This window comes from Mesoflavibacter profundi (assembly GCF_014764305.1).
Taxonomy (GTDB): Bacteria; Bacteroidota; Bacteroidia; order Flavobacteriales; family Flavobacteriaceae; genus Mesoflavibacter; species Mesoflavibacter profundi.
In genome coordinates, this window is sequence record NZ_CP061703.1 from 1,584,958 (window position 1) to 1,608,953 (window position 23,996).

The 23,996-nt window shown below is 31.9% G+C and carries 18 protein-coding genes; 6 read left to right on the top strand and 12 right to left on the bottom strand.

Features of this window, described 5'->3' with window-relative positions:
* Window positions 1–20 precede the first annotated feature (20 nt).
* Window positions 21–1,799 carry a 1-deoxy-D-xylulose-5-phosphate synthase gene (gene dxs, locus IFB02_RS07120; RefSeq protein ID WP_191072582.1) on the bottom strand — a complete coding sequence of 593 codons (1,779 nt, stop codon included), beginning with the start codon at window positions 1,797–1,799 and terminating at the stop codon, window positions 21–23.
* 41 nt (window positions 1,800–1,840) lie between these two features.
* Between dxs and IFB02_RS07125 the strand changes: the two genes are divergently transcribed.
* A complete protein-coding gene (locus tag IFB02_RS07125) occupies window positions 1,841–2,290 on the top strand; it encodes a nucleoside deaminase (protein ID WP_106687428.1) in 450 nt (149 codons plus the stop codon).
* A 111-nt stretch (window positions 2,291–2,401) separates the two neighbouring features.
* On the opposite strand, the gene IFB02_RS07130 is transcribed toward IFB02_RS07125, so the two are convergent.
* The 7 genes from IFB02_RS07130 to IFB02_RS07160 form a co-directional block, all read right to left on the bottom strand.
* Window positions 2,402–2,641: a hypothetical protein gene (locus IFB02_RS07130; RefSeq protein ID WP_106687427.1), complete on the bottom strand. Its 240-nt coding sequence runs from the start codon at window positions 2,639–2,641 to the stop codon at window positions 2,402–2,404.
* A 10-nt stretch (window positions 2,642–2,651) separates the two neighbouring features.
* On the bottom strand, window positions 2,652–4,433 hold the full coding sequence (locus tag IFB02_RS07135; protein ID WP_106687426.1) for a chloride channel protein: 1,782 nt from the start codon (window positions 4,431–4,433) through the stop codon (window positions 2,652–2,654).
* Window positions 4,434–4,483: 50 nt separating this feature from the next.
* On the bottom strand, window positions 4,484–6,238 hold the full coding sequence (gene aspS / locus IFB02_RS07140) for an aspartate--tRNA ligase (protein ID WP_191072583.1): 1,755 nt from the start codon (window positions 6,236–6,238) through the stop codon (window positions 4,484–4,486).
* A gap of 88 nt (window positions 6,239–6,326) precedes the next feature.
* On the bottom strand, window positions 6,327–9,830 hold the full coding sequence (locus tag IFB02_RS07145; RefSeq protein ID WP_106687424.1) for an efflux RND transporter permease subunit: 3,504 nt from the start codon (window positions 9,828–9,830) through the stop codon (window positions 6,327–6,329).
* 11 nt (window positions 9,831–9,841) lie between these two features.
* The gene (locus IFB02_RS07150) at window positions 9,842–11,014 is read right to left on the bottom strand and encodes an efflux RND transporter periplasmic adaptor subunit (protein WP_106687423.1); all 1,173 of its coding nucleotides are present in this window, start codon (window positions 11,012–11,014) and stop codon (window positions 9,842–9,844) included.
* A 15-nt stretch (window positions 11,015–11,029) separates the two neighbouring features.
* Window positions 11,030–12,373, bottom strand: coding sequence for a TolC family protein (locus IFB02_RS07155; protein WP_106687422.1), 1,344 nt, complete (start codon window positions 12,371–12,373; stop codon window positions 11,030–11,032).
* Between the two features lie 16 nt (window positions 12,374–12,389).
* Window positions 12,390–12,995 (bottom strand): TetR/AcrR family transcriptional regulator, encoded by a 606-nt coding sequence (locus IFB02_RS07160; protein ID WP_106687421.1) that lies wholly within the window; start codon window positions 12,993–12,995, stop codon window positions 12,390–12,392.
* A 152-nt stretch (window positions 12,996–13,147) separates the two neighbouring features.
* On the opposite strand from IFB02_RS07160, the gene IFB02_RS07165 reads away from it, so the two are divergent.
* Both IFB02_RS07165 and IFB02_RS07170 read left to right on the top strand, forming a co-directional pair.
* Complete coding sequence (locus IFB02_RS07165) at window positions 13,148–14,122, top strand: polyprenyl synthetase family protein (RefSeq protein ID WP_106687420.1); 975 nt, start codon at window positions 13,148–13,150, stop codon at window positions 14,120–14,122.
* On the top strand, window positions 14,122–14,472 hold the full coding sequence (locus IFB02_RS07170; RefSeq protein WP_106687419.1) for a hypothetical protein: 351 nt from the start codon (window positions 14,122–14,124) through the stop codon (window positions 14,470–14,472). The genes IFB02_RS07165 and IFB02_RS07170 overlap by 1 nt, the downstream gene beginning before the upstream one ends.
* Here the strand turns inward: IFB02_RS07170 and IFB02_RS07175 are convergent.
* Complete coding sequence (locus IFB02_RS07175; RefSeq protein WP_106687418.1) at window positions 14,469–15,014, bottom strand: alpha-ketoglutarate decarboxylase; 546 nt, start codon at window positions 15,012–15,014, stop codon at window positions 14,469–14,471. The genes IFB02_RS07170 and IFB02_RS07175 overlap by 4 nt on opposite strands.
* 116 nt (window positions 15,015–15,130) lie before the next feature.
* Between IFB02_RS07175 and IFB02_RS07180 the strand changes: the two genes are divergently transcribed.
* The 3 genes from IFB02_RS07180 to odhB are packed head-to-tail and all read left to right on the top strand — an operon-like array spanning window position 15,131 to window position 19,562.
* A complete protein-coding gene (locus tag IFB02_RS07180; RefSeq protein WP_106687417.1) occupies window positions 15,131–17,887 on the top strand; it encodes a 2-oxoglutarate dehydrogenase E1 component in 2,757 nt (918 codons plus the stop codon).
* Between the two features lie 18 nt (window positions 17,888–17,905).
* Complete coding sequence (locus tag IFB02_RS07185) at window positions 17,906–18,280, top strand: DUF3887 domain-containing protein (protein ID WP_106687416.1); 375 nt, start codon at window positions 17,906–17,908, stop codon at window positions 18,278–18,280.
* Between the two features lie 34 nt (window positions 18,281–18,314).
* A complete protein-coding gene (gene odhB, locus IFB02_RS07190) occupies window positions 18,315–19,562 on the top strand; it encodes a 2-oxoglutarate dehydrogenase complex dihydrolipoyllysine-residue succinyltransferase (protein WP_106687415.1) in 1,248 nt (415 codons plus the stop codon).
* 750 nt (window positions 19,563–20,312) lie between these two features.
* Here odhB and IFB02_RS07195 read toward each other — a convergent pair.
* From IFB02_RS07195 to IFB02_RS07205, 3 genes are read right to left on the bottom strand one after another with little or no spacing between them, the layout of a single operon-like run.
* Entirely contained in the window at window positions 20,313–20,954 is a 642-nt protein-coding gene (locus tag IFB02_RS07195) for a response regulator (protein WP_106687414.1), read from the bottom strand.
* 53 nt (window positions 20,955–21,007) lie between these two features.
* Window positions 21,008–21,460, bottom strand: coding sequence for a retropepsin-like aspartic protease (locus IFB02_RS07200; RefSeq protein ID WP_191072584.1), 453 nt, complete (start codon window positions 21,458–21,460; stop codon window positions 21,008–21,010).
* Window positions 21,444–23,996: a CHAT domain-containing protein gene (locus IFB02_RS07205; protein WP_191072585.1), complete on the bottom strand. Its 2,553-nt coding sequence runs from the start codon at window positions 23,994–23,996 to the stop codon at window positions 21,444–21,446. Before IFB02_RS07205 ends, IFB02_RS07200 begins: the two co-directional genes overlap by 17 nt.

The window sequence follows — 23,996 nt, forward strand, 5'->3', positions numbered from 1 at the left end:
TTAATTAAAAGCAGACCTAACTAGTCTGCTTTTTTTATGCTTTCAAATAAATTTTTCAAACTCTCAGAATCAACACCGTTAAGTTTTTGGAGTTCTTCAGTTGTGCCATGTTCTATAAATTCATCTTTAATTCCTTTTGTAATAAAGTTGTTTTTATAGTTGTGCTTTGCAGCAAACTCTATAATAGCGCTGCCAAATCCACCAGAAACAGTACCGTCTTCAACAGTGATAATTGTGCTGTGTTTTTTTAATACTGAATGGAGTAAAGCCGCATCCAATGGTTTTACAAAGCGCATATCATAATGAGAAAAAGTTTCAGGGTTTTCAATACTGTTAAGTGCTTCAGTAACATTTTTTGAAATCGTACCAATAGATAACACAGCAACTTCTTTACCTTCTATTAATTGTACGCCTTTACCAATTTCAATTTTAGAAAATGGTTGTTTCCAATCCACTGTAATTCCTCTTCCTCTTGGATATCTTATGGCAATTGGATGATTAAGTCCTAATTGAGCAGTGTAAAGCATATTGCGTAATTCAACCTCATTTCTTGGTGCAAAAATGATAAGATTTGGGATACAACGTAAATAGGCCAAATCAAAAACACCATGATGTGTTGCACCATCTTGACCTACTAATCCTGCACGATCCAAACAAAAAATAACAGGTAAGTTTTGTGTAGCAACATCATGTATAACTTGATCGTATGCACGTTGTAAAAACGTAGAGTAGATATTACAAAACGGAATTAATCCTTGTGTGGCCATTCCTGCAGCCAAAGTTACTGCGTGCTGTTCGGCAATACCAACATCAAAAGCACGATTAGGAAATGCGTCCATCATATATTTTAAAGAGCTTCCGGTTGGCATAGCTGGTGTAATTCCAACAATGTTTTGGTTTGTTTTAGCTAATTCTACTATAGTATGACCAAAAACATCTTGATATTTTGGTGGTTGAGGTTTAGTTTCATTTTTTGTGATAAGCTCACCGGATTTTGCATCAAATTGTCCTGGAGCATGGTATTTTACTTGGTCAGCTTCGGCTTGTTTAAGACCTTTTCCTTTGGTGGTAATCACGTGAAGAAACTTTGGTCCTTTAACAGATTTTAATCGTTTAAGTTCATTTATTAATGTTGGTAAATCATGACCGTCAATTGGTCCTGAATAGTCAAAATTTAAAGCTTCAAAAATATTATCTTGTTTTTGTGTGCCTTTTTTAACGTTAGTTAAATACTGTTTTAAAGCGCCAACACTTGGGTCAATTCCAATTGCATTATCGTTTAAAATTACTAGTAAATTAGCTTTAGTTACTCCAGCATGATTTAAACCTTCAAATGCCATACCACTAGCTATAGAAGCATCTCCTATTACAGCAATATGTTGTGTGTTTAAATCGCCTTTTATTCTTGAAGCAATTGCCATGCCTAATGCTGCCGAAATGGATGTTGAAGAATGCCCGACACCAAACGCATCATACTCACTTTCTTTACGTTTAGGAAATCCAGAAATACCATTTAGTTGTCTGTTGGTTTCAAAAATATCACGTCTTCCAGTTAAAATTTTATGTCCGTAAGCTTGATGACCAACATCCCAAATTAATTGATCGGTTGGTGTGTTAAATACATAATGTAAAGCAATAGTAAGTTCTATTACGCCTAAGCTAGCACCAAGATGACCTTCTTTTGTGGCAACAATATTTATGATAAATTCACGCAATTCTTTAGCTAAAAGTAATAGCTGTTCTTGATTTAAGGTTTTTAAATCGTCTGGCGAATTTATATGTTGAAGTATTTTGCTCATTATACTACAAATGTAGTATCTTAAATTGTATTTTTACGCTTATGATACAACCTTTTGATGATACTTATTTTATGAAAAAAGCCTTGCAAGAAGCGCAAGAGGCTTTTGATAAAGATGAAATTCCTGTTGGAGCTGTAATTGTAATTAAAGATCGCATTATCGCTAGAGCACATAATCTTACCGAGCGATTAAATGATGTAACGGCGCATGCCGAAATGCAAGCCATTACTGCTGCTGCTAATTTTTTAGGCGGAAAATATTTAAAAGATTGTACGCTTTATGTGACTTTAGAGCCTTGCCAAATGTGTGCTGGCGCGTTGTATTGGAGTCAGATTAGTAGAATTGTTTATGCTGCTAGAGATGAACAACGCGGTTGTATCAATTTAAATACCAAATTGCATCCTAAAACTAAAATTGAAGGTGGAATTTTAGCTGAAGAAGCTTCTGATTTAATGAAACGGTTTTTTATAGAGAAACGAAATCTTAACTAATCGACTTTAAGTTGGCTGGAATGTGCGTTAGCGATAGTAGCGACATCCTTTTTGTTTATTGAAAACAAAAAGATATAGCGAATAGCGCGACCCAATAGGGTAACGCCCAAATTATAATTTACGTGTATCACCTTCTTTATCTCGCATTTCTTGGAGTTTTTCTTTGGTAAGCATGTAATCTTCAACTTTTTTGTTTTTCCAACGGTGATAAGAAAACAACGGAATAACTACAAAAAATAAGCCTAAAACGCCAAAGCCAATTAACTTTTGGTTGTCTACATCATCTAATGCATAACCGCAAATTATTGATGCTAAACTGGCTATAAATGCTAATAAAATTAAGTATTTCATTGAGGTGATTTTAAGATTTTGTAAAGTTAATTAATTGGCGTCTGTATGCTGTTAATAATTTAGATTTTGATACAAAACCAATGTATTTGTGGTCTTTAACGACAGGTAAATTCCACGCATTAGAGTTTTGAAATTTAGTCATTACATCTTTCATAGAATCGTTTTTATAATCGATAATATCTGGTGCATTGTGCATTAAATCTTCTACAAAAGTGGTATCGTATAAGGCTTGATTAAACATGATTTCTCTAACATCATCCAATAAAATTATTCCAACCAAAGTCTTATCTTTTTTTATGACAGGAAATAAATTTCGGGTAGATTTTGCAACGCCTTTATGAAGCATCTCGCCTAAAGTCATTTTAGGATTTAGGGCTATAAAATTAGTTTCTATTACGCTATCTAAAGTCATTAAAGTTAATACGCTTTGGTCTTTATCGTGTGTTAGAAGTTCGCCTTTTAAAGCAAGTTCGCGAGTATAAATGGTGTAATCAAATGCATTTTTTTTGATTATAAACGACATGGATACAGCAATCATTAAAGGAATAAATAATTCGTAACCGCCAGTAATTTCGGCAATTAAGAAAATAGCAGTTAAAGGCGCATGTAGTACACCAGCAATTAGTCCTGCCATACCAATTAAGGTAAAGTTGGTTTCCGATACGTAAAATCCTAAACCAAGATTATTAATGACTTTAGCAACCACATTACCTAAAGCACTTCCCATGACCATAGTTGGAATAAAAATTCCTCCTGCTCCACCAGCAGCAAAAGTAGTGGTCATTGCAATAGCTTTAAAAATAGTAATACCAAAAAGTAGGGCAATTACAACCCAAATATTATCCTTAAAAGCATCAAAAGGCGTTGTGCCAAGCGCGCTTAAATGATCGCCAGCAAGTAGGTTGTTTATAAACCCAAAACCTTCACCATAAAGTGGCGGAATTAAAAATAACATACCACCAATAGCTAATCCACCAACAATTAATTTTAAGAGTTTGGTTTTAAAACGCTCAAAAAATTGAAGGATAAAAAAGTACATTTTAGTGAAATAAATAGAAGCAAATCCGGTACCTATACCTAAAACCACATAAAATAAAGTGTCTTTTATTTGAAACTTATCCGAAAAATTAAAGTTGAATAATAAATCGTCTCCTAAAAAGAAGTAAGATGTTAAAACAGACGAAACCGAAGCAATTAATAACGGTAATAATGAAGCAAAAGTTAAATCTAAACTAAATACTTCTACCGCAAAAATAATGGCTGCAATTGGAGATTTGAATATTGAAGAAATTGCTCCTGCAGCAGCGCAACCAATTAACAACGTTCTTGTTTGTTGATTAACATGAAACAGTCGTCCTAAATTAGAACTTATTGCAGATCCAGAAGCTATTGCTGGTCCAAGTAATCCAACAGATCCACCAAAACCAACCGTTAAAGGTGCAGTTATTAATGGAATATAAATTTTAGACCGATCTATTAATCCACTTCTTTTTGATAGTTTGAATAGAATTGAAGGAATAGCATGTTCTATATTTTTCTTTGAAATGTATTTGACAAAAAGATACACTAAAAACAATCCTAAAACGGGTAAAATAAAGTAAACTTGGTTTTTAGAAAAGACTGCTAGATTATCTAAAGTACCTTCTATAGTAAAGGTGATGTTTCTTAACGTTACTGCAGCAAGACCTGCTAATAATCCAACTAAACCACTTAAAATATAAGTAAAAGTTTTTTCGGAGATGTGCTTTAATCTCCATATAAAAAAACGTTTTAAAAGCGATTGTTTAGGCATACTTAAAGTTAATCAAAAAATCCTGCAAAGGTTGCAGGATTTTTTTTGATTTATGAATTAAGTTTTAAACTTAAATTAAGTTCGTCTAATTGTTCATCATCGATTGGTGCAGGCGCATCTATCATGACATCTCTACCAGCATTGTTTTTAGGGAATGCAATAAAATCTCTAATGGTTTCTTGTCCGCCTAAAATTGCCACTAATCTATCTAATCCAAATGCTAATCCGCCATGTGGTGGCGCACCATATTCAAAAGCATCCATTAAGAAACCAAATTGTGCTTTTGCTTCTTCTTCGCTAAAACCTAAATGTTTAAGCATGATGGCTTGAGTTTCTTTATCATGAATTCTTATTGATCCACCACCAATTTCGTTTCCGTTTAACACTAAGTCGTAAGCGTTAGCTTTAACTTCGCCTGGTTTAGTGTCTAATAATTCTATTTGACCAGGTTTTGGAGATGTAAATGGATGGTGCATTGCGTGGTAATGACCAGTTTCTTCATCAAGTTCTAATAATGGGAAATCGATTACCCAAAGTGGCGCAAATACGTTTGGTTTACGTAATCCTAAACGTTCTGCCATTTCCATACGTAAAGCACTAAGTTGTGCACGTACTTTGTTTGTGTCTCCAGAAAGTACACAAATTAAATCGCCAGCTTTAGCACCTGTTTTTTCTGCCCATTTAGCAAGATCCTCTTGATTGTAAAATTTATCTACCGAAGATTTGTAAGTGCCGTCTTCGTTGCAACGTACGTAAACCATACCTAAAGCACCAATTTGTGGACGCTTAACCCAATCTATAAGTTTATCTATTTCTTTACGTGTGTAAGCGTTTGCTTCTGGTACTGCGATACCAACAACTAATTCTGCTTTATTAAATACGCCAAAATCTTTGTGTTGTGCAACTTCGTTAAGTTCTCCAAACTGCATGCCAAATCTAATGTCTGGTTTGTCGTTTCCGTAAAGACGCATAGCATCGTCATAAAGCATACGTGGGAATTTTTCAACTTCAACACCATTGACTTCTTTTAATAAATGACGTGTTAAGTTTTCAAAAACATTTAAGATATCTTCTTGCTCTACAAACGCCATTTCGCAATCTATTTGCGTAAACTCTGGTTGTCTATCGGCACGTAAATCTTCGTCTCTAAAACATTTTACAATCTGAAAATATTTATCCATGCCACCAACCATAAGTAATTGCTTAAAGGTTTGTGGTGATTGCGGAAGCGCGTAAAACTGACCTTCGTTCATTCTACTTGGTACCACAAAATCTCGTGCTCCTTCTGGCGTAGATTTGATTAAATAAGGTGTTTCTACTTCTATGAATCCTTGGTTTGATAAAAAGTTTCTTACCTCTTGTGTGACTTTAGATCTAAAAATCAAGTTGTTTTTTACGGGATTACGTCTAATATCGATGTAACGATATTTCATACGTAACTCTTCGCCACCATCAGTTTCATCTTCTATTGTAAAAGGTGGTAACTTAGATTCGTTAAGAATGGTTAATTCTTTTACTAAAACTTCAATATCACCTGTTGGTATATTTTTGTTTTTAGATTCACGTTCGATTACGGTTCCTTTAACTTGAATCACAAACTCACGACCTAACTTTTGTGCTTGTTCCATGATGGATTTAGGCGTACGTTCTTCATCAAAAATAAGTTGAGTAATTCCGTAACGATCACGTAAATCTACCCAAATCATAAATCCTTTATCTCTAGATTTTTGTACCCAACCAGAAAGGGTAACGTCTGTATTTATATGTGATGCTCTTAACTCACCACAGCTATGACTTCTGTACATAATTATGTTTTAGTAAATGCAAATTTAAGCAATAAAAAAACCGAAGCAAGTGCTTCGGCTTTTTTTATTTAGAAGTGATTAAGGGATATTAAATGTCTTCTGTGATTACTTCTGTTTTATTAGAAGAGAATTTATTTCTAATCCACATTTTTAATTTCATTGTTAAGAAGAATAATACCGGAACAACAATTAATGTTAAGAATGTTGCAACAAACAATCCATAAATTACTGTCCAAGCTAATGGTCCCCAAAATACAACGTTGTCTCCTCCCATATAAATGTTTGGATTAAACTCGCTAAACAATGTAAAGAAGTTAATATTTAATCCTATAGCTAATGGTATTAACCCTAAAATTGTCGTGATAGCGGTTAATAATACAGGTCTTAAACGTGCTTTACCAGCTTTTACGATGCTTTCAAAAAGATCGTCGTTGCTTAAATATTCGTTGTCGTCTAAGTCTAATTCGTTTTTCTTTCTATCTATTAAAAGCTGTGCGTAATCTAATAGTACAACACCATTGTTTACCACAATTCCGGCTAGCGAAATGATACCAACCATTGTCATCATAATTACGAATGCTTTACCGGTTATAACTAATCCGCCAAATACACCTATAAAACTTAGGAAAATAGCTAACATTATAATAGCTGGTTTTGAAACTGAATTAAATTGGAAAATTAAGATGAAAAAGATTAATCCAAGTCCAGTGAAAAATGCACCCATTAAAAATGCCATTTGTTTATTTTGCTCTTCAATTTGACCAGTATAATCTATTTTGATGTTTTCTGGCAAACCTTCAAAACTTTTCATTTCATTCTGAATTTTTGTTACAATTGCGCCAGCATCTGTATAACCTGGTGCTAATGCAGAATATACAGTAACAACACGTTTAGTGTCTTTGTGTTTAATGGCACTAAACCCTGAATTGTTTTCGTAAGATGCAACTGCAGAAACAGGTACGCTTACTAATTGTCCAGTATTGTTTCTAAATGTGATATTTTGATTAAATAATGCACTTGTATTGTATCTGTTTTCTTCGTTAAAACGAACATAAATATCATAATCGTCTCCACCTTCTTTATAAATTCCAGCTTTAGAACCAAAGATTGAGTTACGTAATTGTTGTCCAACTTGCGCAGAACTTATTCCTAATTCTCCAGCTTTTTCACGGTCTACTATAACTTGCATTGATGGTTTATCTTTATTTACATCAATTTTAAGCTCGTCAATACCAGCAATGTTTCTTGAATTAATAAACTCACGCATTTTTTCGGAAATAGCGATTAATTCGTTATAATCATCACCTTCAATTTCAATATTAATAGGCGCTCCAGCAGGCGGACCATTGGCATCTTTTTCAACTGAAATTAATACACCAGGATAGATACCAACAAGCGCTTCTTGTACTTTTTGTCTTAAAAGCTCACTATCTTCACCGCGACGGTATTTATACTCGCGCATTGATGCAGTAATCTTGGCTTTATGAGGCATTTCGGCAGCAGATCCACCATCGGTTTGCGGGTTACCAGCACCTTCACCGACTTGAGAAACTGCACTTTCTACCATAAAGTTATAGTCGCCATCTTTATATTGATTGTTATCTAAAACTTTGTAGACGCGTTGCTCAATTTCTTTAGTAATAGCGTTTGTTTTTTCAATAGCAGTTCCTTGTGGATATTCTATATAGACAATAATTTGATTAGGTTTATTGTCTGGGAAAAATTCAACTTTAGTACGTTGTGATCCTAATGAAATTCCAAAAGCTACAAATGATAAAATAAGTAAAGCAAATGTCCCTAAACTTAGTATATATGGTTTTTTACCTGATAAAGCCCAACGTAATTGTTTTTCGTACCAACGCTCTAATTTAACCAATGTTTTATTTTGGAAATTGTTAGCCCAACCACGTAACACTAATCTGTAAACCCATAACATTATTGCGGTAAATATCATTAGTGTACCTAAACCGCGATAACTACCACCAACTATTAAGACTAAAATTCCTATTACAGCCATAATCACTGTCGTACGAATAATTTTATTTAATGGCATGTCTTTATCTTCTGTACTCATAAATTGAGATACTAATACTGAATTGAAAAAGATTGCTACAAATAGAGACGATCCTAATACTACTGAAAGTGTGATTGGTAAAATCATCATAAATTCTCCCATAATACCTGGCCATAAACCAAGTGGTACGAATGCAGCAACAGTTGTTAGTGTAGAAATGATAATAGGGAAAGCAATTTCTCCAATTCCTTTTTTGGCAGCTTGCATACGCGTCATGCCTTCTTCATCCATTAAACGGTAGACGTTTTCTACAACAACAATACCATTATCTACTAGCATACCAAGTCCCATAATTAGTCCAAAAAGTACCATGGTATTAAGACTTTGTCCTAATAATTCTAAAATCATTAAAGACATAAACATAGACATTGGTATTGCAAAACCAACAAATATGGCGTTTTTAAATCCTAAGAAGAACATTAAAACGGTTACTACTAAAAGTACTCCAAAAATAATGTTGTTTACAAGATCGTCTACCTGACCAATGGTTACAGAAGATTGGTCGTTTGCTATGGTAACAGTTAAATCTTGAGGAAACACATTGTCTTTTGCATTTTTTACAATGACTTGAATTTGCTCTGCAGCAGCAACCATGTTTTTACCAGCACGTTTTTTAACGTCTAACATTACTACTGGATGACCAAACTCTCTTGCAAAGGTTGTTTTATCTTCTTCTTTAAATGATACTTCAGCAATATCTTTAAGGTAGATAGCTTTACCGTTTTCAGATTTTACAACAAAGTTATTTAGTTGATCTGGATCTTGAATTTCGCCTAAAATACGAATGGTACGTCTTTGTCCGCTTGCTTTTAAATTACCAGCAGACATGGTAACATTACCATTATTTATAGCGCCAATAACATCGTTAAAAGTGACTTGAGCAGCCATCATTTTGTAAATATCTACAGCGACTTCAACTTCTTTTTCTTGTGCACCGCGAATGTCTACTTTTTTGATTTCTAAAAGATCTTCAATTTCATCTTGAAGATATTCGCCGTAATCTTTAAGTTTTTCAATAGGGTAATCACCAGAAATATTAATGTTAAGAATTGGCATTTCTTCAGAAAGGCTTAACTCGAACACATCAGGCTCTACTTTTGCGCCGTTAAACGTTGGCCAATCCTCGCCAGAAGTTTTTGTGTCAATTTCGTCTTTAACCTTTTGTTTTGCTTGTTCTACAGTTATGTTTTCGTCAAATTCTACCATTAACATCCCGTAATCTTCTTGAGATGTTGAAGTGATTTCGACAACGTTACTAACTGTTTTTAGTTCGTCTTCTAATGGATCTACGATAAGCTTTTCTATGTCTTCTGCTGTGTTACCAGGGAAAACAGCGCTTACGTATATTTTAGTCTCGTTAACTTCTGGAAAGTTTTCTCTTGGCATACTGAAAAAAGCAGATACACCTAAGTAAAATATAACCAGAATAAGTACATACATTGTGGTTTTATTGTTAATTGCCCACGATGAAAGTGCAAACTCTTTATCGACTTGTTTTTTGTTTTTCTTTTTAGTCATTTGGTTGATTTTTAGTATTGAATGACTTTAACTGTTTGACCGTCTTTTACGCTACGAGCACCTTCTTTGATAATCTCAGTACCGTTTTTAATGCCTTCAAGAACTTCGATAACATCACCTTGTGTTTTACCTGTTTTGATGATTACTTTTTTGGCTTCGCCTTCACCATTTTGGTTTTTATTGGTGATAGTATAAAGGTATTGCTCGCCTTCAGCATTTTCTGAAATAATACTTTGTGGTACTAATAATGCAGTTTGATTAGTGTAATCGTTAATCTTTAATTTTGCAGTAAGGTTAGGTTTAATGTCTTTGTTTTTATTAGATAACGGAACTTCTATTTTAAATGTTCTGTTAGCTGGGTTAATAAAATCTCCTGCTTGTCTTACCTCTGTAGTTATGGTTTTATTTAAAACAGGAATTTCTACAACTACTTCCTTGCCTTTAGTTACATCTGTAACGTAGCTTTCTGGTACATCTGTTTCTATATACATATCGTCTAGATTTACAATACGCATTAATTGTGATTGTCCTGCAGCTACTACGCTTCCTTGCTCTGTAATTACATCGTCTATTGTGCCAGAAAATGGTGCTTTTACACTAGTTTTTGCAACTTGTTGTTGTAATTGACTAACCGCTTTTTGTTGCGCTTCGTAGTTAGATTTTGCTTGTAGATATTGAATTTCGCTACCAATGTTTTGATCCCAAAGACGTTTTTGACGCTCAAAAGTTGTGCGAGATAAGTCTGCTTGGATTTTTAATTGTGCTAATTGCTGGCTTAAACCACCATCGTCTATTTTTGCTAAAAGTTGCCCTTTTTTAACTTTTTGACCTTCTTTTACATAAACATTAGTTAAAATACCACTGTATTCTGGTGTTATAACCAATAAGTTTTTAGTAGTTACGTTACCTTGTACTTCTAATTGATGTTTAAAAACTTCTTCTTTAGCAGTAATTGTTGTAATTAATGGTACATTTTTTACTGTGTCTAAAGTCGCTATAGCTTGATCTAATTGTTTGATTTTAGCATGGATTTCTTCTTGTTCTGTAACTAATTCAGATCGTTTTGCTCTAATAGTTTCTAGATTGTTGGATTGTAAAACACTTTCAACTGTGTTTTTTTTCTTTTCTCCTCCGCAAGAGACTAAAAGTACTGCAATTATTAATATGGTGCTTATATGTTTCATTTTTAAAAAAGGGTTTTAGTAAGTTGAAATGGTGTTGGTTAAAGTATCTAATTCTGCTTTAGTGTTTATTACATCTAGCATCGCTTGTAAAAATTCTTGTTGTGCTGTATAAAGTTGTGTTTGCGCTTGTCTAAGCTCAAAACTAGAACCAACACCTTCAAAAAATTTGGTTTGATTTTTAGACTCGATACGTTCGGCAAGATTTAAGTTTTGCTTTTTGTTTTCGTATTCTTCTGTAGCAAGAATAAAATCACTTTTTGCTGCTTCAATTTGTAGTTTTAATTGTTGTTCTGTTTCGGTTAAAGTAATTAGAGCTTTGTCTAAATTTATTTTAGCACGTTGTGTTGCTGCACTACGCATTCCTGAACTAAAAATTGGAATGTTCATGCTTACGCCTAATAACGAAGATCCAAACCATTTTGTGTCACTATCTAAAAAAACAAACTCGTCGTCAAATGCATTGTAAGCGCCGTTTACAAATGCGCTTAAACTTGGTAAAGCTTTACTTTTTTCTAATTTTAAAAGTAACTCTTTAGAAGTTTTGTCATTTTCGGCAATGCGATAATCTATTGTGTTTTTTACGTTAGTATCTTGGTTTATAACATCTGTTAGTATGTTTTTTACTGCTAAATTCTCTAAGCTATCTGTAACTTCTATAGTCGTATTGTAATCTAGTCCTAAAGTTATGCTTAGCATTTGGTAAGCTAGATTTTTAAGTCTTAAAGTGTTGTTTAAATTGCTTTTTACACTAGTTAGCGTGATTTGCAGTTGCTCAACACTTTCTTCTTCTTCTAATCCGTTTTCAAAGATTTTTGTGGTTTCGTCTAAGTTTTTTTGAAGAATGTTTATGTTTCTTTCTAAAATCGAAACACTTTCTTCGGCAAGTAATACGTTACCATAAGCGTTAATTACTGCTTTTCTAACTTCTAAATCGGTTTTTTCTTTGGCATTTTTAGAAATTTCTAAATAGACTTTAGCCGATTGTAAGCCAACTAAGTAAGAGCCATCAAATAATAATTGGGTTAAGGTTGCTGTTGCAGCAGCGCTTTGTTTAGTCCCAAAAGTAACTTCTGCAAATTCGCCTTCTGGTCCGCCAAATGCGCTAGCAGGAATAATTTGTACTTGCTGTTTAAGCCAATATTGATAGTCTACAGTTGCATTGATTTGTGGTAAACCTGTTGCTGTAGTTTCCCATTTTTGTTCTTGTGCAGCTTCAATGTCTAAAGCAGCATTTTTTACTTTTCTGTTGTTTTCTAATGCAAAATCTATTGCTTCTTGTAAACTAAAGGTCTGTTTAGTTTCTTGACTTATTCCAGAAGCAGAAAAGATGATTAATAGAATTGTGATTAATTGTTTCATTTAAATATTTTGGTGTTTAAGATTGATTAGTTTCTATAAGTCCATTTAAAATGTCTAGTCCTTTTGGTGTGCAAATGCCACGTACGTGGTATTCTAAAAAATTATCCATTAACATATTCATCGAAAAATTTTTCAAAGGAAATAACTCCTTATCCTTTAAACTCATCATGCTGTTAAAGTATAATCTACAGATAAACTGTATATCTATGGTTTTTCTATATAATCCAGAATTTACACCGCGATTTAAATTGTTTATAACACAATCTTCCATAACACAATATTGCTTGGATTTTAAAGACTCGAATATTTTTGGATAATATTTTTGAAGCTGATGTTGAGGTGAAGATTTTTCATCCTTTAAATGTTCCATTACAAATCGTTTGATTTCATAAATCTCTTCGATAGGATTTTTTTCTAAAGCACAAATGCAATTTATCCCTTCAGAAATAATATGAAACATATGTAATGTCGTAGCTTCAACTAGCTTTGTTTTATTATCAAAGTGCTGATAAATGGTTTTTTTAGATATACCTAAAGCATTGGCAATATCGTCCATGGTTACACTTTTAAAACCGTAGTTTAAAAATAAATCTGCCGATTTGTCTAAAATTTTTTCTCTCATAATTGGTGCAAATGTACGCTAGGAAACTTTAAAAACAAAAAAAGTTTCCTAAGTTTTAATGATTTTTTAACATAAGATTATGTTAGAATTAAAAAAGACATTAAAATTTGAAAAAGCATGAAATATTATGCTAATTGGTTTATTTTTACACCATGCAAACAATACAAGATTACCAGAAGGTATTTATATCCTATTTAGAAGACTACTCGCGTCCAAAAGATCCAGAAAATCTTTACATGCCAATTAATTATATATTGCAATTAGGCGGTAAACGGTTAAGACCAGTATTAACACTTATGACTGCAGATATTTTTGATGCAGATTATAAAAAGGCTTTAGATGCAGCGTTAAGTGTAGAGATTTTTCATAATTTTTCTCTTGTTCATGACGATATTATGGACGATGCACCATTACGAAGAGGGCAACAAACTGTGCATGAAAAATGGGATTTAAACACAGGTATATTATCTGGAGATGCTATGCTTATAATGGCTTATCAATTATTTGAAAATTATGAGCCAAAGACATTTCAAGACCTTGCAAAATTGTTTAGTAAAACTGCTTTAGAGGTTTGCGAAGGACAACAATACGATGTCGATTTTGAAACAAGAGATGATGTGACCATTCCAGAATACTTAAAAATGATTGAGTATAAAACTGCAGTTTTGGTTGGTGCAGCTATGAAAATGGGAGCAATTGTTGCAAATACTACAGAAGAAAATAAAGAAAATATTTATCAATTTGGAAGGTTGTTAGGTATAGCTTTTCAGCTTCAAGATGATTATTTAGATGCGTTTGGTGATCCAAAAACATTTGGTAAACAAGTTGGAGGAGATATTATTGAAAACAAAAAAACATACTTGTATTTAAAAGCTTTAGAGTTTTTAAATGCAGATGAAAAACGCCGGTTGGAGCAATTATTTTCGGTACAATTAGAAGATAACACCGAAAAAATTGAAACAGTAAAACAGTTTTTTGTAGAAAGCGGATCTGCAAAAGCAACACAAAAAGCAATAGAAGATTATACCAACCAAGCATTTGAAGTATTAGATCGTTTAACAGTTTCTGACGATAAAAAACAAGTGCTTAAAATGTTTGGGCAAGGATTAATGACCAGAAAAGTATAATGCAATTACCAAAAACTTTTAATCATTTAATAGAAGAGGCATCTCATTTAAATCTATATAACAAATTAATACAGCAATTAAATAAAGACTTTTTATATGCTAATATAGATTTAGGTTTTGATGAAGACATTTTGCCAACAAGTCTAAAACTAATCCTTCAAGAAACGGTATATAGATTAATACAAGAAAAATTTACAGACTACTTAAATTTGCTGTATATAATAGATGTGCCAGAAGATCAAATAAAAGCATTAGATGGTAACGATACTTTACAATTAAGCGAAGATGTTACTTTTTTAATCCTAAAACGCGAGTGGCAAAAAGTTTGGTTTAGACAACAATATTCTTAAAACAAAACTCTTACAAATGGCATCCATGCGTTGGCATAAATACTTTTGTCTTCGTCATATAAAACATCATATCTTATACCAAAAGTAACATTATTAGTTCTGTAACCTGCGCCTAAAAATAATGCAGGATATAGATAATTATCATCTTCAAGATCAGATAAGTTGCCTTCAAATTTTCGGTTAACATTTAAAGCTTCAAATTCAGATGAAAGTTGTATTTCATTAATAGGATTGTAAATACCAATAACACTACCGCCAAAAATTGTAGATTTATAAGCATTTTTTTGTCTATTGTAAGTGGCGTTAAGCCCAATACCTAATCCAAGTTGGTTATTAAATTGGTAGATAGCATTTGGTGCAAGCGTAGCGCTAAAAAAATTAGATCCAGTACTTAGACCAAATCCGCCACCAAATCTTACGTGTTTCCAAAAATCACTTTTTTGATTAGGTAAATTGTCTTGAGAAAATGATAAAGTCGTAAAAAAAACAGAAAAGACTAAAAAAAGTGTAAGAATTTTACATTTTGAGGAAAAAAATTTCATAATCAATAATTTAATAAATTTCAAACGTTATAAATATAATAAAAGCATCGCTATATTTAGTAAAAGTTGTATTTTTGATAAAATTTTGTTGAAGCGAACACGACTTACAAATTATAATGGATAAATATTCCTTTTTAAACGCAGCACATACAGCATACTTTGCTGATTTATACGATCAATATTTAAAAAACCCTGACTCTGTAGAGCCAAGTTGGAGAGCCTTTTTTCAAGGTTATGACTTTGGTAGCGAAAGCTACGGAATGGAAGGCGAAATTGTAGAAGGTGTTTCGGCACAGATACCAGAACATCTTCAAAAAGAATTTCAAGTAGTAAACCTTATAGATGGTTACAGAAGTAGAGGTCATTTATTTACAAAAACAAATCCTGTTAGAGAACGTAGAAAATACGAACCAACATTAGCATTAGAAAATTTTGGACTATCAAACGCAGATTTAGACACTACATTTAATGCAGGTGAAATTTTAGGTATTGGCGCTCAAACTTTAAGAGAAATTTTAAAACATCTTAATAGTATTTATTGCGATTCTATTGGTGTAGAGTATATGTATATTCGTCAACCAGAAGAAATCAAATGGATACAAAATAAGCTGAATATTAATGATAATCAGCCAAATTTTTCTTCAGAACAGAAAAAACACATTCTTAAAAAGTTAAACGAAGCAGTTTCATTTGAAAACTTTTTACACACAAAATATGTTGGGCAAAAACGATTTTCTTTAGAAGGAGGAGAATCTTTAATTCCTGCTTTAGATGCAATCATAGAAAAAGCAGCAGAACTTGGTGTAGAAGAGTTTGTAATGGGTATGGCACATAGAGGTCGTTTAAGTACCTTAACAAACATCTTTGGAAAATCTGCAAAAGATATTTTTAGCGAGTTTGATGGTAAAGATTATCAAGAAGAAATTTTTGATGGTGATGTAAAATACCATTTAGGATGGACAAGTCAAAGAAGTACAGATACAGGTAAAAAAATAAACCTAAGTATTGCGCCTAACCCATCGCATTTAGAAACGGTTGGAGCAGTAGTAGAAGGTATTTCAAGAGCAAAACAAGATCATAATCATCAAGATAATTTTAGTAAAGTACTACCAATAGTAGTGCATGGTGATGCAGCAATCGCAGGACAAGGATTAGTGTATGAGATTGTACAAATGGCAAAACTTGATGGTTATAAAACTAACGGAACGATACATGTTGTAATTAATAATCAAGTAGGATTTACAACCAATTATTTAGACGCAAGATCAAGTACATATTGTACTGATGTAGGTAAAGTAACGTTATCTCCAGTATTACATGTTAATGCAGACGATGCAGAAGCAGTAGTACATGCCATGTTGTTTGCTTTAGATTTTAGAATGAATTTCAAACGTGATGTCTTTATTGATCTTTTAGGATACAGAAAATACGGGCATAACGAAGGAGACGAGCCTAGGTTTACGCAACCAAAATTATACAAAGCAATAGCAAAGCATAATAATCCAAGAGATATTTATGCAGAAAAATTAATCGCACAAGGCGTAATTAATAAAGATTATGTAAAGCAATTAGAACAAGATTACAAAGAAAAGCTAGAAGAAAAATTAGAAGATTCTAGAAAAGAAGATAAAACTATCATTACTCCATTTATGGAAGATACGTGGAAAGATTTTGTACGTGTCGACGAAAACGTAATGATGGAAACAGTAGATACAACTGTAAGTAAAGATAAACTTGCACAGATTACCAATGTAATCTCTAACTTACCAGAAGATAAAAAGTTTATAAGAAAAATAGAGCGACTAATCCAATCTAGACAAACAATGTTTGACGAGGATAAGTTAGATTGGGCTATGGCAGAACATTTAGCTTATGGTACATTATTAACCGAAGGTTATGATGTGCGTATCACAGGTCAAGATGTAGAGCGTGGTACTTTTTCTCATAGACATGCAGTGGTTAAAGTAGAAGATAGCGAAGAAGAAATCGTACTTTTAAATAACCTAAAAGACAGTAACGGTCATTTTTATATTTACAATTCATTGTTGTCAGAATATGGAGTTGTAGGTTTTGACTACGGTTATGCTATGGCAAGTCCAAACACCTTAACCATTTGGGAAGCGCAATTTGGAGACTTTAGTAACGGAGCGCAAATCATGTTAGACCAATACATTTCTTCTGGAGAAGATAAGTGGAAAACACAAAATGGTCTTGTAATGCTTTTACCTCACGGTTACGAAGGTCAAGGTGCAGAGCATTCATCAGCACGTATGGAGCGTTACCTACAACTATGCGCAAAAGACAATATGTTTGTTGCAGACTGTACAACACCAGCAAACATGTTCCACTTGTTAAGACGTCAAATGTTATCTAACTACCGTAAACCATTAATCGTGTTTACACCAAAAAGTTTATTACGTCATCCAAAATGTGTAAGTACCGTAGAAGAATTTGCTAACGGAAGTTTCCAAACGGTAATCGAAGATACTACTGTAAAAACAGAAGACGTAAAAACATTAGTATTTGTAACAGGTAAATTCTATTATGATTTAGATGAAGAAAGAGAACAGCTAAACCGTAACGATGTTGCATTAGTAAGAATCGAGCAACTATTCCCATTACCAGTGCAAAAAATAAGAGAAATTCTAGACAAATATAAGCACGTAGAAGACGTAGTTTGGGCACAAGAAGAACCAAGAAATATGGGTGCATATATGCATATGATGATGCATTTAGAAGAAGCAAAAAACTTTAGAGCAGCTTCAAGAAGACCATATGGTGCTCCAGCAGCAGGTAGTTCAGTAAGATCTAAAAAGCGTCATAAAGAAGTTATAGATTTTGTCTTTGATAAAACAAAAAATAACCAGCGATAAGCTATAAATCAATACAAAATGAAAAAAGGACTTTTAATAATAATAACACTATTAACGTTTAGTATAGGATTATCTCAAGAAGTAGAAAAAGCAAATTATAAAACAACTGTAAACACCTTTACATCACACTATAATAAAGGTAATTATCAAGCGATTTATAATATGTTTGATGCCAATTTTAAACAAGTATTTACATTAGATAAAGTCAAAACTTTTTTCAAAGAAGAAATTAATGCAGACGCATTAGGAAAGATAGAAGAAAGAACATTAAACTCGATAGTTCGAACAGGACACAATTATACATTTACATTTGAAAACGGAACTTGTACAGCTTTTTTTCTACTAGATGAAGCTAATCAAATCAAAGGATTTCAGATGTATAAAAAACAATAAAACCAAATAACACAAAGCATAAAATTATATTACGATGATTTTAGAAATGAAAGTGCCTTCTCCAGGCGAATCAATTACAGAAGTTGAAATAGCAGAATGGCTAGTTCAAGATGGTGATTACGTAGAAAAAGACCAAGCAATAGCAGAAGTAGATAGTGATAAAGCAACTTTAGAGCTACCAGCAGAAGCAAGTGGTGTAATAACTCTTAAAGCCGAAGAAGGAGATGCAGTAGCAGTTGGACAAGTGGTTTGTTTAATAGACACAAGTGCAGAAGCACCTGCAAGTAGCACTTACGAAGGTGGCGATGAAGGAGGAAACAATGATGCTGAAAAAGATGTTGCAAAAGCACAAAAAGCAACACCAAATACAGAAGAAAAAGCGCCAAATCCAGCAAAAGACACTTATGCATCTGGAGTAGCAAGTCCAGCAGCAAAGAAAATTCTTGCCGAAAAAGGTATAGAAGCTAGTGCAGTTTCTGGAACTGGTAAAGATGGACGTGTGACTAAAGACGATGCTGTAAAAGCAGTACCATCTATGGGTACACCAACAGGAGGAAACAGAGGACAATCAAGAAGTAAGATGTCTATGTTACGTCGTAAAGTAGCAGAGCGTTTGGTAGAAGCAAAAAATACAACTGCAATGTTAACTACGTTTAACGAGGTTAACATGACACCAATTTTTGAACTACGTAAACAATATAAAGAAGAGTTTAAGTCTAAACATGGAGTAGGTTTAGGATTTATGTCTTTCTTTACCTTAGCAGTAGTTAGAGCTTTAAAAGAATATCCAGCTGTAAACTCTATGATAGATGGTAAAGAAATGATTTCTTACGATTTTGTAGATGTAAGTATAGCTGTATCTGGACCAAAAGGTTTAATGGTGCCTGTAATTAGAAATGCAGAAAATCTAACTTTTAGAGGTGTAGAATCTGAAGTAAAAAGACTTGCTTTACGTGCTAGAGATGGACAAATTACTGTAGATGAAATGACAGGAGGAACATTTACAATTTCTAATGGTGGAGTATTTGGAAGTATGTTGTCTACACCAATCATTAATCCGCCTCAAAGTGGTATTTTAGGAATGCATAACATTATAGAGCGTCCAATAGCTGTAGATGGAAAAGTAGAAATTCATCCAATGATGTACGTAGCATTATCTTACGATCATAGAATTATTGATGGTAGAGAAAGTGTTGGATTTTTAGTAGCAGTAAAAGAAGCGCTAGAAAACCCTAAAGAGTTATTAATGAATAATGATATTAAAAAAGCTTTAGAATTATAATAGCTTAATAATAAAGCATAAAATAAAAAAGCGCTACTTTAAAGTAGCGCTTTTTTATTACCGTAAAAAGGCGTAAATATTAAACGCAATTACAGTAAAAGCTAATATTAAGACTAATACAATAAATAAATTGCTGTATTTAGTGTTAGAAGTTTCCATCATAATTTTAGTAAAAAAAAACCCTGCACCATTAATGATGCAGAGTTAAATAAATAATTCTCCCTAAGAACTAATTAATAGCACTGTAAAGGTATGTTGTTTTTATGATCTGTGAAATACGTAGGTCTACGTATATTTACGAAAACATTACGAAAACTCTTGATTTTACTAATAAAAAAAGCTCTAATCAGAAGTTTGATTAGAGCCTTGTCAATTCTCCCAAATTGATTTATAGCAATGCTAAGGTATGTTATAAAATGAATATATAAAATACGTAGGTCTACGTATATTTACGAAAACTTTACGAAAACTTTTAAATTAAAACATAAAAAAAGCTCTAGAACTTAAGGGTATTCTAGAGCTTTTAACAATTCTCCCAAAAATTGATTAATAGCTTTGCTAAATTATAAATTAATAAGGATATACAAAATACGTATGTCTACGTATATTTACGAAAATGTTACGAAAACATTATAAAAGACAAAACCCAAAACCGTTAGGTTCTGGGTTTTAATATGTTGTCCCATAATAAAATATGATTAATAGCTCTGCTAAAATAAATCATATTTTTATGATATAAAATACGTACTTCTACGTATTTTTAATTAATTCTTTATTTAATTGTGCCCATATTGCTAATGCATTTTGGGAAGCTTTTAGATTTAATTTTTTCACTAAATTACTGCGATGCTTTTCTACGGTTCTTATAGAAGAGTCTAATGTTTCAGAGATTTTTGCACTAGACATTTCTTGAGAAATCATTTTTAAAATCTTAAGTTCTGTTGGTGTTAAAATTTCATTTAAGTTATTACTAGAATAGTTTATTTTAGAGTTTAGATAAGAGGCAATTTCTTCACTAAAATAAGGTTCGCCTCTAACAGCATGATTTATGCAAGTTTCAATTTCTTCTATAGCAAATTCTTTTAAAATGTATCCGTAGACGTTGTATTCTTTAGCTTGATCAAATAAATGTTCTTCATTATCAAAAGTAATTAGTATGATTTTTGTGCCAAGATTATTTTTGTAACATGCTTTGGCTACTTCTAATCCAGTCATACCTGGCATTCTTATATCTAATAAAGCTAAATCTGGTTTTAGTTTTACGATTTGATTATAGGCTGTTTTACCATCTTCGGCACTTCCTATAATGTTAAAGCCTCTAGAAGATATGTAATCTGATAAGCCTCTAAGCATTAATGGATGGTCATCTGCTATGACAATTGAAACACTCATTTTTATAAGTTGGAGAATTAATAATAGCCATTAAAGTTAATAAAATTCTAGTACTAGGCTAGGTTTTTAAGGTATAAATATTTTTTGTCGTAATCTATTATGGCTTTTACTTTTTTTAAAATATCTGCGCCTATAATTCCATCTACTGGTTTAGAGTTGTGATTAATTAAAGCCATATTTACATGACTTAAATCAAATAGTACTAAAGTGATTTTTTCTAATTTTAAGTGTCCAATTTTTAGTTTATTTTTTTTGGAGACTTGTGTAGACATATCTATTGCTCCTGCACCAGCTGCTAATATTTTAGAGTCTTTTACTTTTTTTAATGTAAATTTTTCTGCTGCTTCAAAACCTACACAACTATTAGATGCTCCTGTATCAAGTATAAAAACACCTTTAATACCGTTAATTGTTGCTTTGATTTCAAAATGATTGGTTTTGGTTAATTTAAGCTTTACTCTTACATAATCCTGTGTAAGTAAAAAATCTTTAAGCTTGTCTTCCATTTAACTTCTTTCTTATTATTTTCCATAAAAGTAAACCAATACTTAGTGTTATTAAAGTATATAAGACATATTTTAAATAGGTGTTATTTGCATGTTTTGTAGGTGAACCATAATACACAAATGCGCTCCAGTAATATGGCGACTTTTTTGCATTTACAATGGTTTTGTCTTGTAAATAATCTATTTTGGATTGTGTATTTGCTATACTTGCAGATTTACTTTTTACATATGTTTTATAAAAATTATGCATAATTTGGGATGTAGATAAATCATTTACTTTCCATAAAGAAAATAGTAATTGATTAACACCAGCATATTGAAATCCTCTAGCAAGACTTAAACTACCTTCACCTTTTATTAGTTGTCCAATTCCTGTTTCGCAAGCACTTAATACTACAAGTTGATTGTTAAGTTGTTTACTGTAAATTTCATTTAAATATAAATTCTTATCATTAAATTCTATATAAGCAGGTGTACTAAATGTACCTGCGTTTGCATGAGTAGAAAGGTGTAAAATGCTGTAATCCTTTACCTCATTAAATGTAGTATGCATTTTTGCATCGTTATACATTAAAAATTTAGCGTCTGTGTATTTGTCAATACTTTCAGCTTCGTTTATAGAATAGTTTAATTCTTTGTTACTGTTTTTAAATACAGGAAAAACACCTAAAACGGAGTTAGTAAATTTAGGTTTGCTACTTTCTAAATAAAGCATTACACTAGTGTTGTACGTAATATTAAAATCTTTAATTAAAAAAGGAATATTACTATAGTTAGTTGTATTTGTAGGTTGCGTTATTAAACTTTCAAAAGCAATAAAATTTAAAAAACCATCGGGTATTATTATCAGGTTTTTATTAGATTTTATTTTATCTAATAATAGTGTTTTGTATAGTTTGTTAGCGTCTGTTGTGTATGTATTAATATTATTGTTAATTCGGTTGGCATCATTAAAATAATCGATATAATTAGCTATTTGATTAGTTGTATTACGGTCTAATTTTATCTTATTAAAAGTACTTTTATTATGTGTTAGTGTAAATACATAAATATGGTTGTTTCCATAAAAATATTGTACTAATGTTGCTTTGTCTTTTTTTAACTTTTTGGGTAACGTTTCAAAGCTATGTTGATTTACAGAAGTTGGGTATTTATTATCTATAACTGGCTTTAAGTTTTTTAACTGTGTACTTACTTTATTAAGACTTAAACTAAGTTTGCTCACTAATTCGGGTTGTTTTAAGAATTCGGCTTTAATTAACTGATTAGTTAATTCTGTTTGTTTTATTAATAAGCTGTTTTCTTCAATAAGTAAACTATCTTTTGGATGTAAGTTTAGCAGTGATTTTTTAGAAACCGTTTCTTTAAGTATTGCAGATTTGTAACGTTCTGCATATTGTAAGGCTTTTGTAATGGTCGTATTTTGCTTTAATATTTGATACTCTTCATAAAGCAAGTCTAAACAAGCTTCACTACGATTTCTGTTTTTATAATTATGTAATAGTTTAGATTCTGGAGATGTTAATTGGTCGTTTATTAATTTTGATACATAAAAGCTACGATCATAACAGTCTAAAGCATTTGTGTTGCTTAATTGAATTTGGCCAAGTAAGTCAAATATATCTATAAATGTGTTTTCCGGATATAGATCTAAAATATCTGGAAGTTTATTATTATCATGATTGGGTAAAAGTATTTTTAGCGCATTTTTAAGTTCTAAAGCACATGCATTTTTATGATTTAGTTTAAGATGAAGTTGTGCATTTAAAACATGGTGTTTAGCAATATCTCTTGCTGAAAATTTGTCCTGAGCATACAAATTGGTTATAACTTGCCTTAAGTGTAATAATGCCGTTTTATAATCTTCTTTTTGTAATGCTTCTGCGTATTTAATTTTAGGATTAGTTGTTTGATTTGAGGTTATTTTTTTATTTAATGCTAATAAACAGTTGGCTTTAATAGATTCTAATAATTCTTGTTTTTTAAGCGGAATGTTTTTTAGTTCTAAAGCCTTCTCTATAACAAGAATTGCATTATTAAATCTACCTGCAGTATAATACAACTGGGCAAGATTTATTGCGCCAGCAATACGTTGCGAATTGTTTTTATTTTGTTCAGCTAAATAAATATACTGTTTAATAATATGTTCTGCATTGGTAAAATCGCCAATCTTGTTATATAAAATACCTAAAGGTTTTAAGCAGTATTCTATCACATCGTAATCTGTGATTTCATTTAATTTAAATTGGTTGTAATTGTTCCAAGCAGTTTCATAGGCTGTAATAGATTGTGTTTTTTTATTGATGTTGTCTAAATAATGTCCTTTATTAATTAATAAGAAAAAATACGCTAACTGCTCATCAATAGTATTTAGATTAGAAACAAACTCTGTTTCTTTTTTTAATAATAAATCATAACTTTTAGATGTTCTATTAGTATTAAATGTTTCGGTAGCAACATAAATAGCTTCTTCTAAATTTTGAGAAAATAAAGTAGTAAAAGAAAATAGGAGAATGACTAAAAAGCTATATTTCAT

Excerpts from the sequence above, each read along its gene's own strand:
- IFB02_RS07135 (WP_106687426.1), bottom strand. The coding sequence starts at position 4,433 with ATGCCTAAACAATCGCTTTTAAAACGTTTTTTTATATGGAGATTAAAG.
- IFB02_RS07180 (WP_106687417.1), top strand. The coding sequence starts at position 15,131 with ATGGATAAATATTCCTTTTTAAACGCAGCACATACAGCATACTTTGCT.
- dxs (WP_191072582.1), bottom strand. The coding sequence starts at position 1,799 with ATGAGCAAAATACTTCAACATATAAATTCGCCAGACGATTTAAAAACC.
- IFB02_RS07205 (WP_191072585.1), bottom strand. The coding sequence starts at position 23,996 with ATGAAATATAGCTTTTTAGTCATTCTCCTATTTTCTTTTACTACTTTA.
- IFB02_RS07170 (WP_106687419.1), top strand. The coding sequence starts at position 14,122 with ATGCAATTACCAAAAACTTTTAATCATTTAATAGAAGAGGCATCTCAT.
- IFB02_RS07195 (WP_106687414.1), bottom strand. The coding sequence starts at position 20,954 with ATGAGTGTTTCAATTGTCATAGCAGATGACCATCCATTAATGCTTAGA.
- IFB02_RS07185 (WP_106687416.1), top strand. The coding sequence starts at position 17,906 with ATGAAAAAAGGACTTTTAATAATAATAACACTATTAACGTTTAGTATA.
- odhB (WP_106687415.1), top strand. The coding sequence starts at position 18,315 with ATGATTTTAGAAATGAAAGTGCCTTCTCCAGGCGAATCAATTACAGAA.
- IFB02_RS07150 (WP_106687423.1), bottom strand. The coding sequence starts at position 11,014 with ATGAAACATATAAGCACCATATTAATAATTGCAGTACTTTTAGTCTCT.
- IFB02_RS07145 (WP_106687424.1), bottom strand. The coding sequence starts at position 9,830 with ATGACTAAAAAGAAAAACAAAAAACAAGTCGATAAAGAGTTTGCACTT.
- IFB02_RS07165 (WP_106687420.1), top strand. The coding sequence starts at position 13,148 with ATGCAAACAATACAAGATTACCAGAAGGTATTTATATCCTATTTAGAA.
- IFB02_RS07130 (WP_106687427.1), bottom strand. The coding sequence starts at position 2,641 with ATGAAATACTTAATTTTATTAGCATTTATAGCCAGTTTAGCATCAATA.
- IFB02_RS07200 (WP_191072584.1), bottom strand. The coding sequence starts at position 21,460 with ATGGAAGACAAGCTTAAAGATTTTTTACTTACACAGGATTATGTAAGA.
- aspS (WP_191072583.1), bottom strand. The coding sequence starts at position 6,238 with ATGTACAGAAGTCATAGCTGTGGTGAGTTAAGAGCATCACATATAAAT.
- IFB02_RS07125 (WP_106687428.1), top strand. The coding sequence starts at position 1,841 with ATGATACAACCTTTTGATGATACTTATTTTATGAAAAAAGCCTTGCAA.
- IFB02_RS07160 (WP_106687421.1), bottom strand. The coding sequence starts at position 12,995 with ATGAGAGAAAAAATTTTAGACAAATCGGCAGATTTATTTTTAAACTAC.
- IFB02_RS07155 (WP_106687422.1), bottom strand. The coding sequence starts at position 12,373 with ATGAAACAATTAATCACAATTCTATTAATCATCTTTTCTGCTTCTGGA.
- IFB02_RS07175 (WP_106687418.1), bottom strand. The coding sequence starts at position 15,014 with ATGAAATTTTTTTCCTCAAAATGTAAAATTCTTACACTTTTTTTAGTC.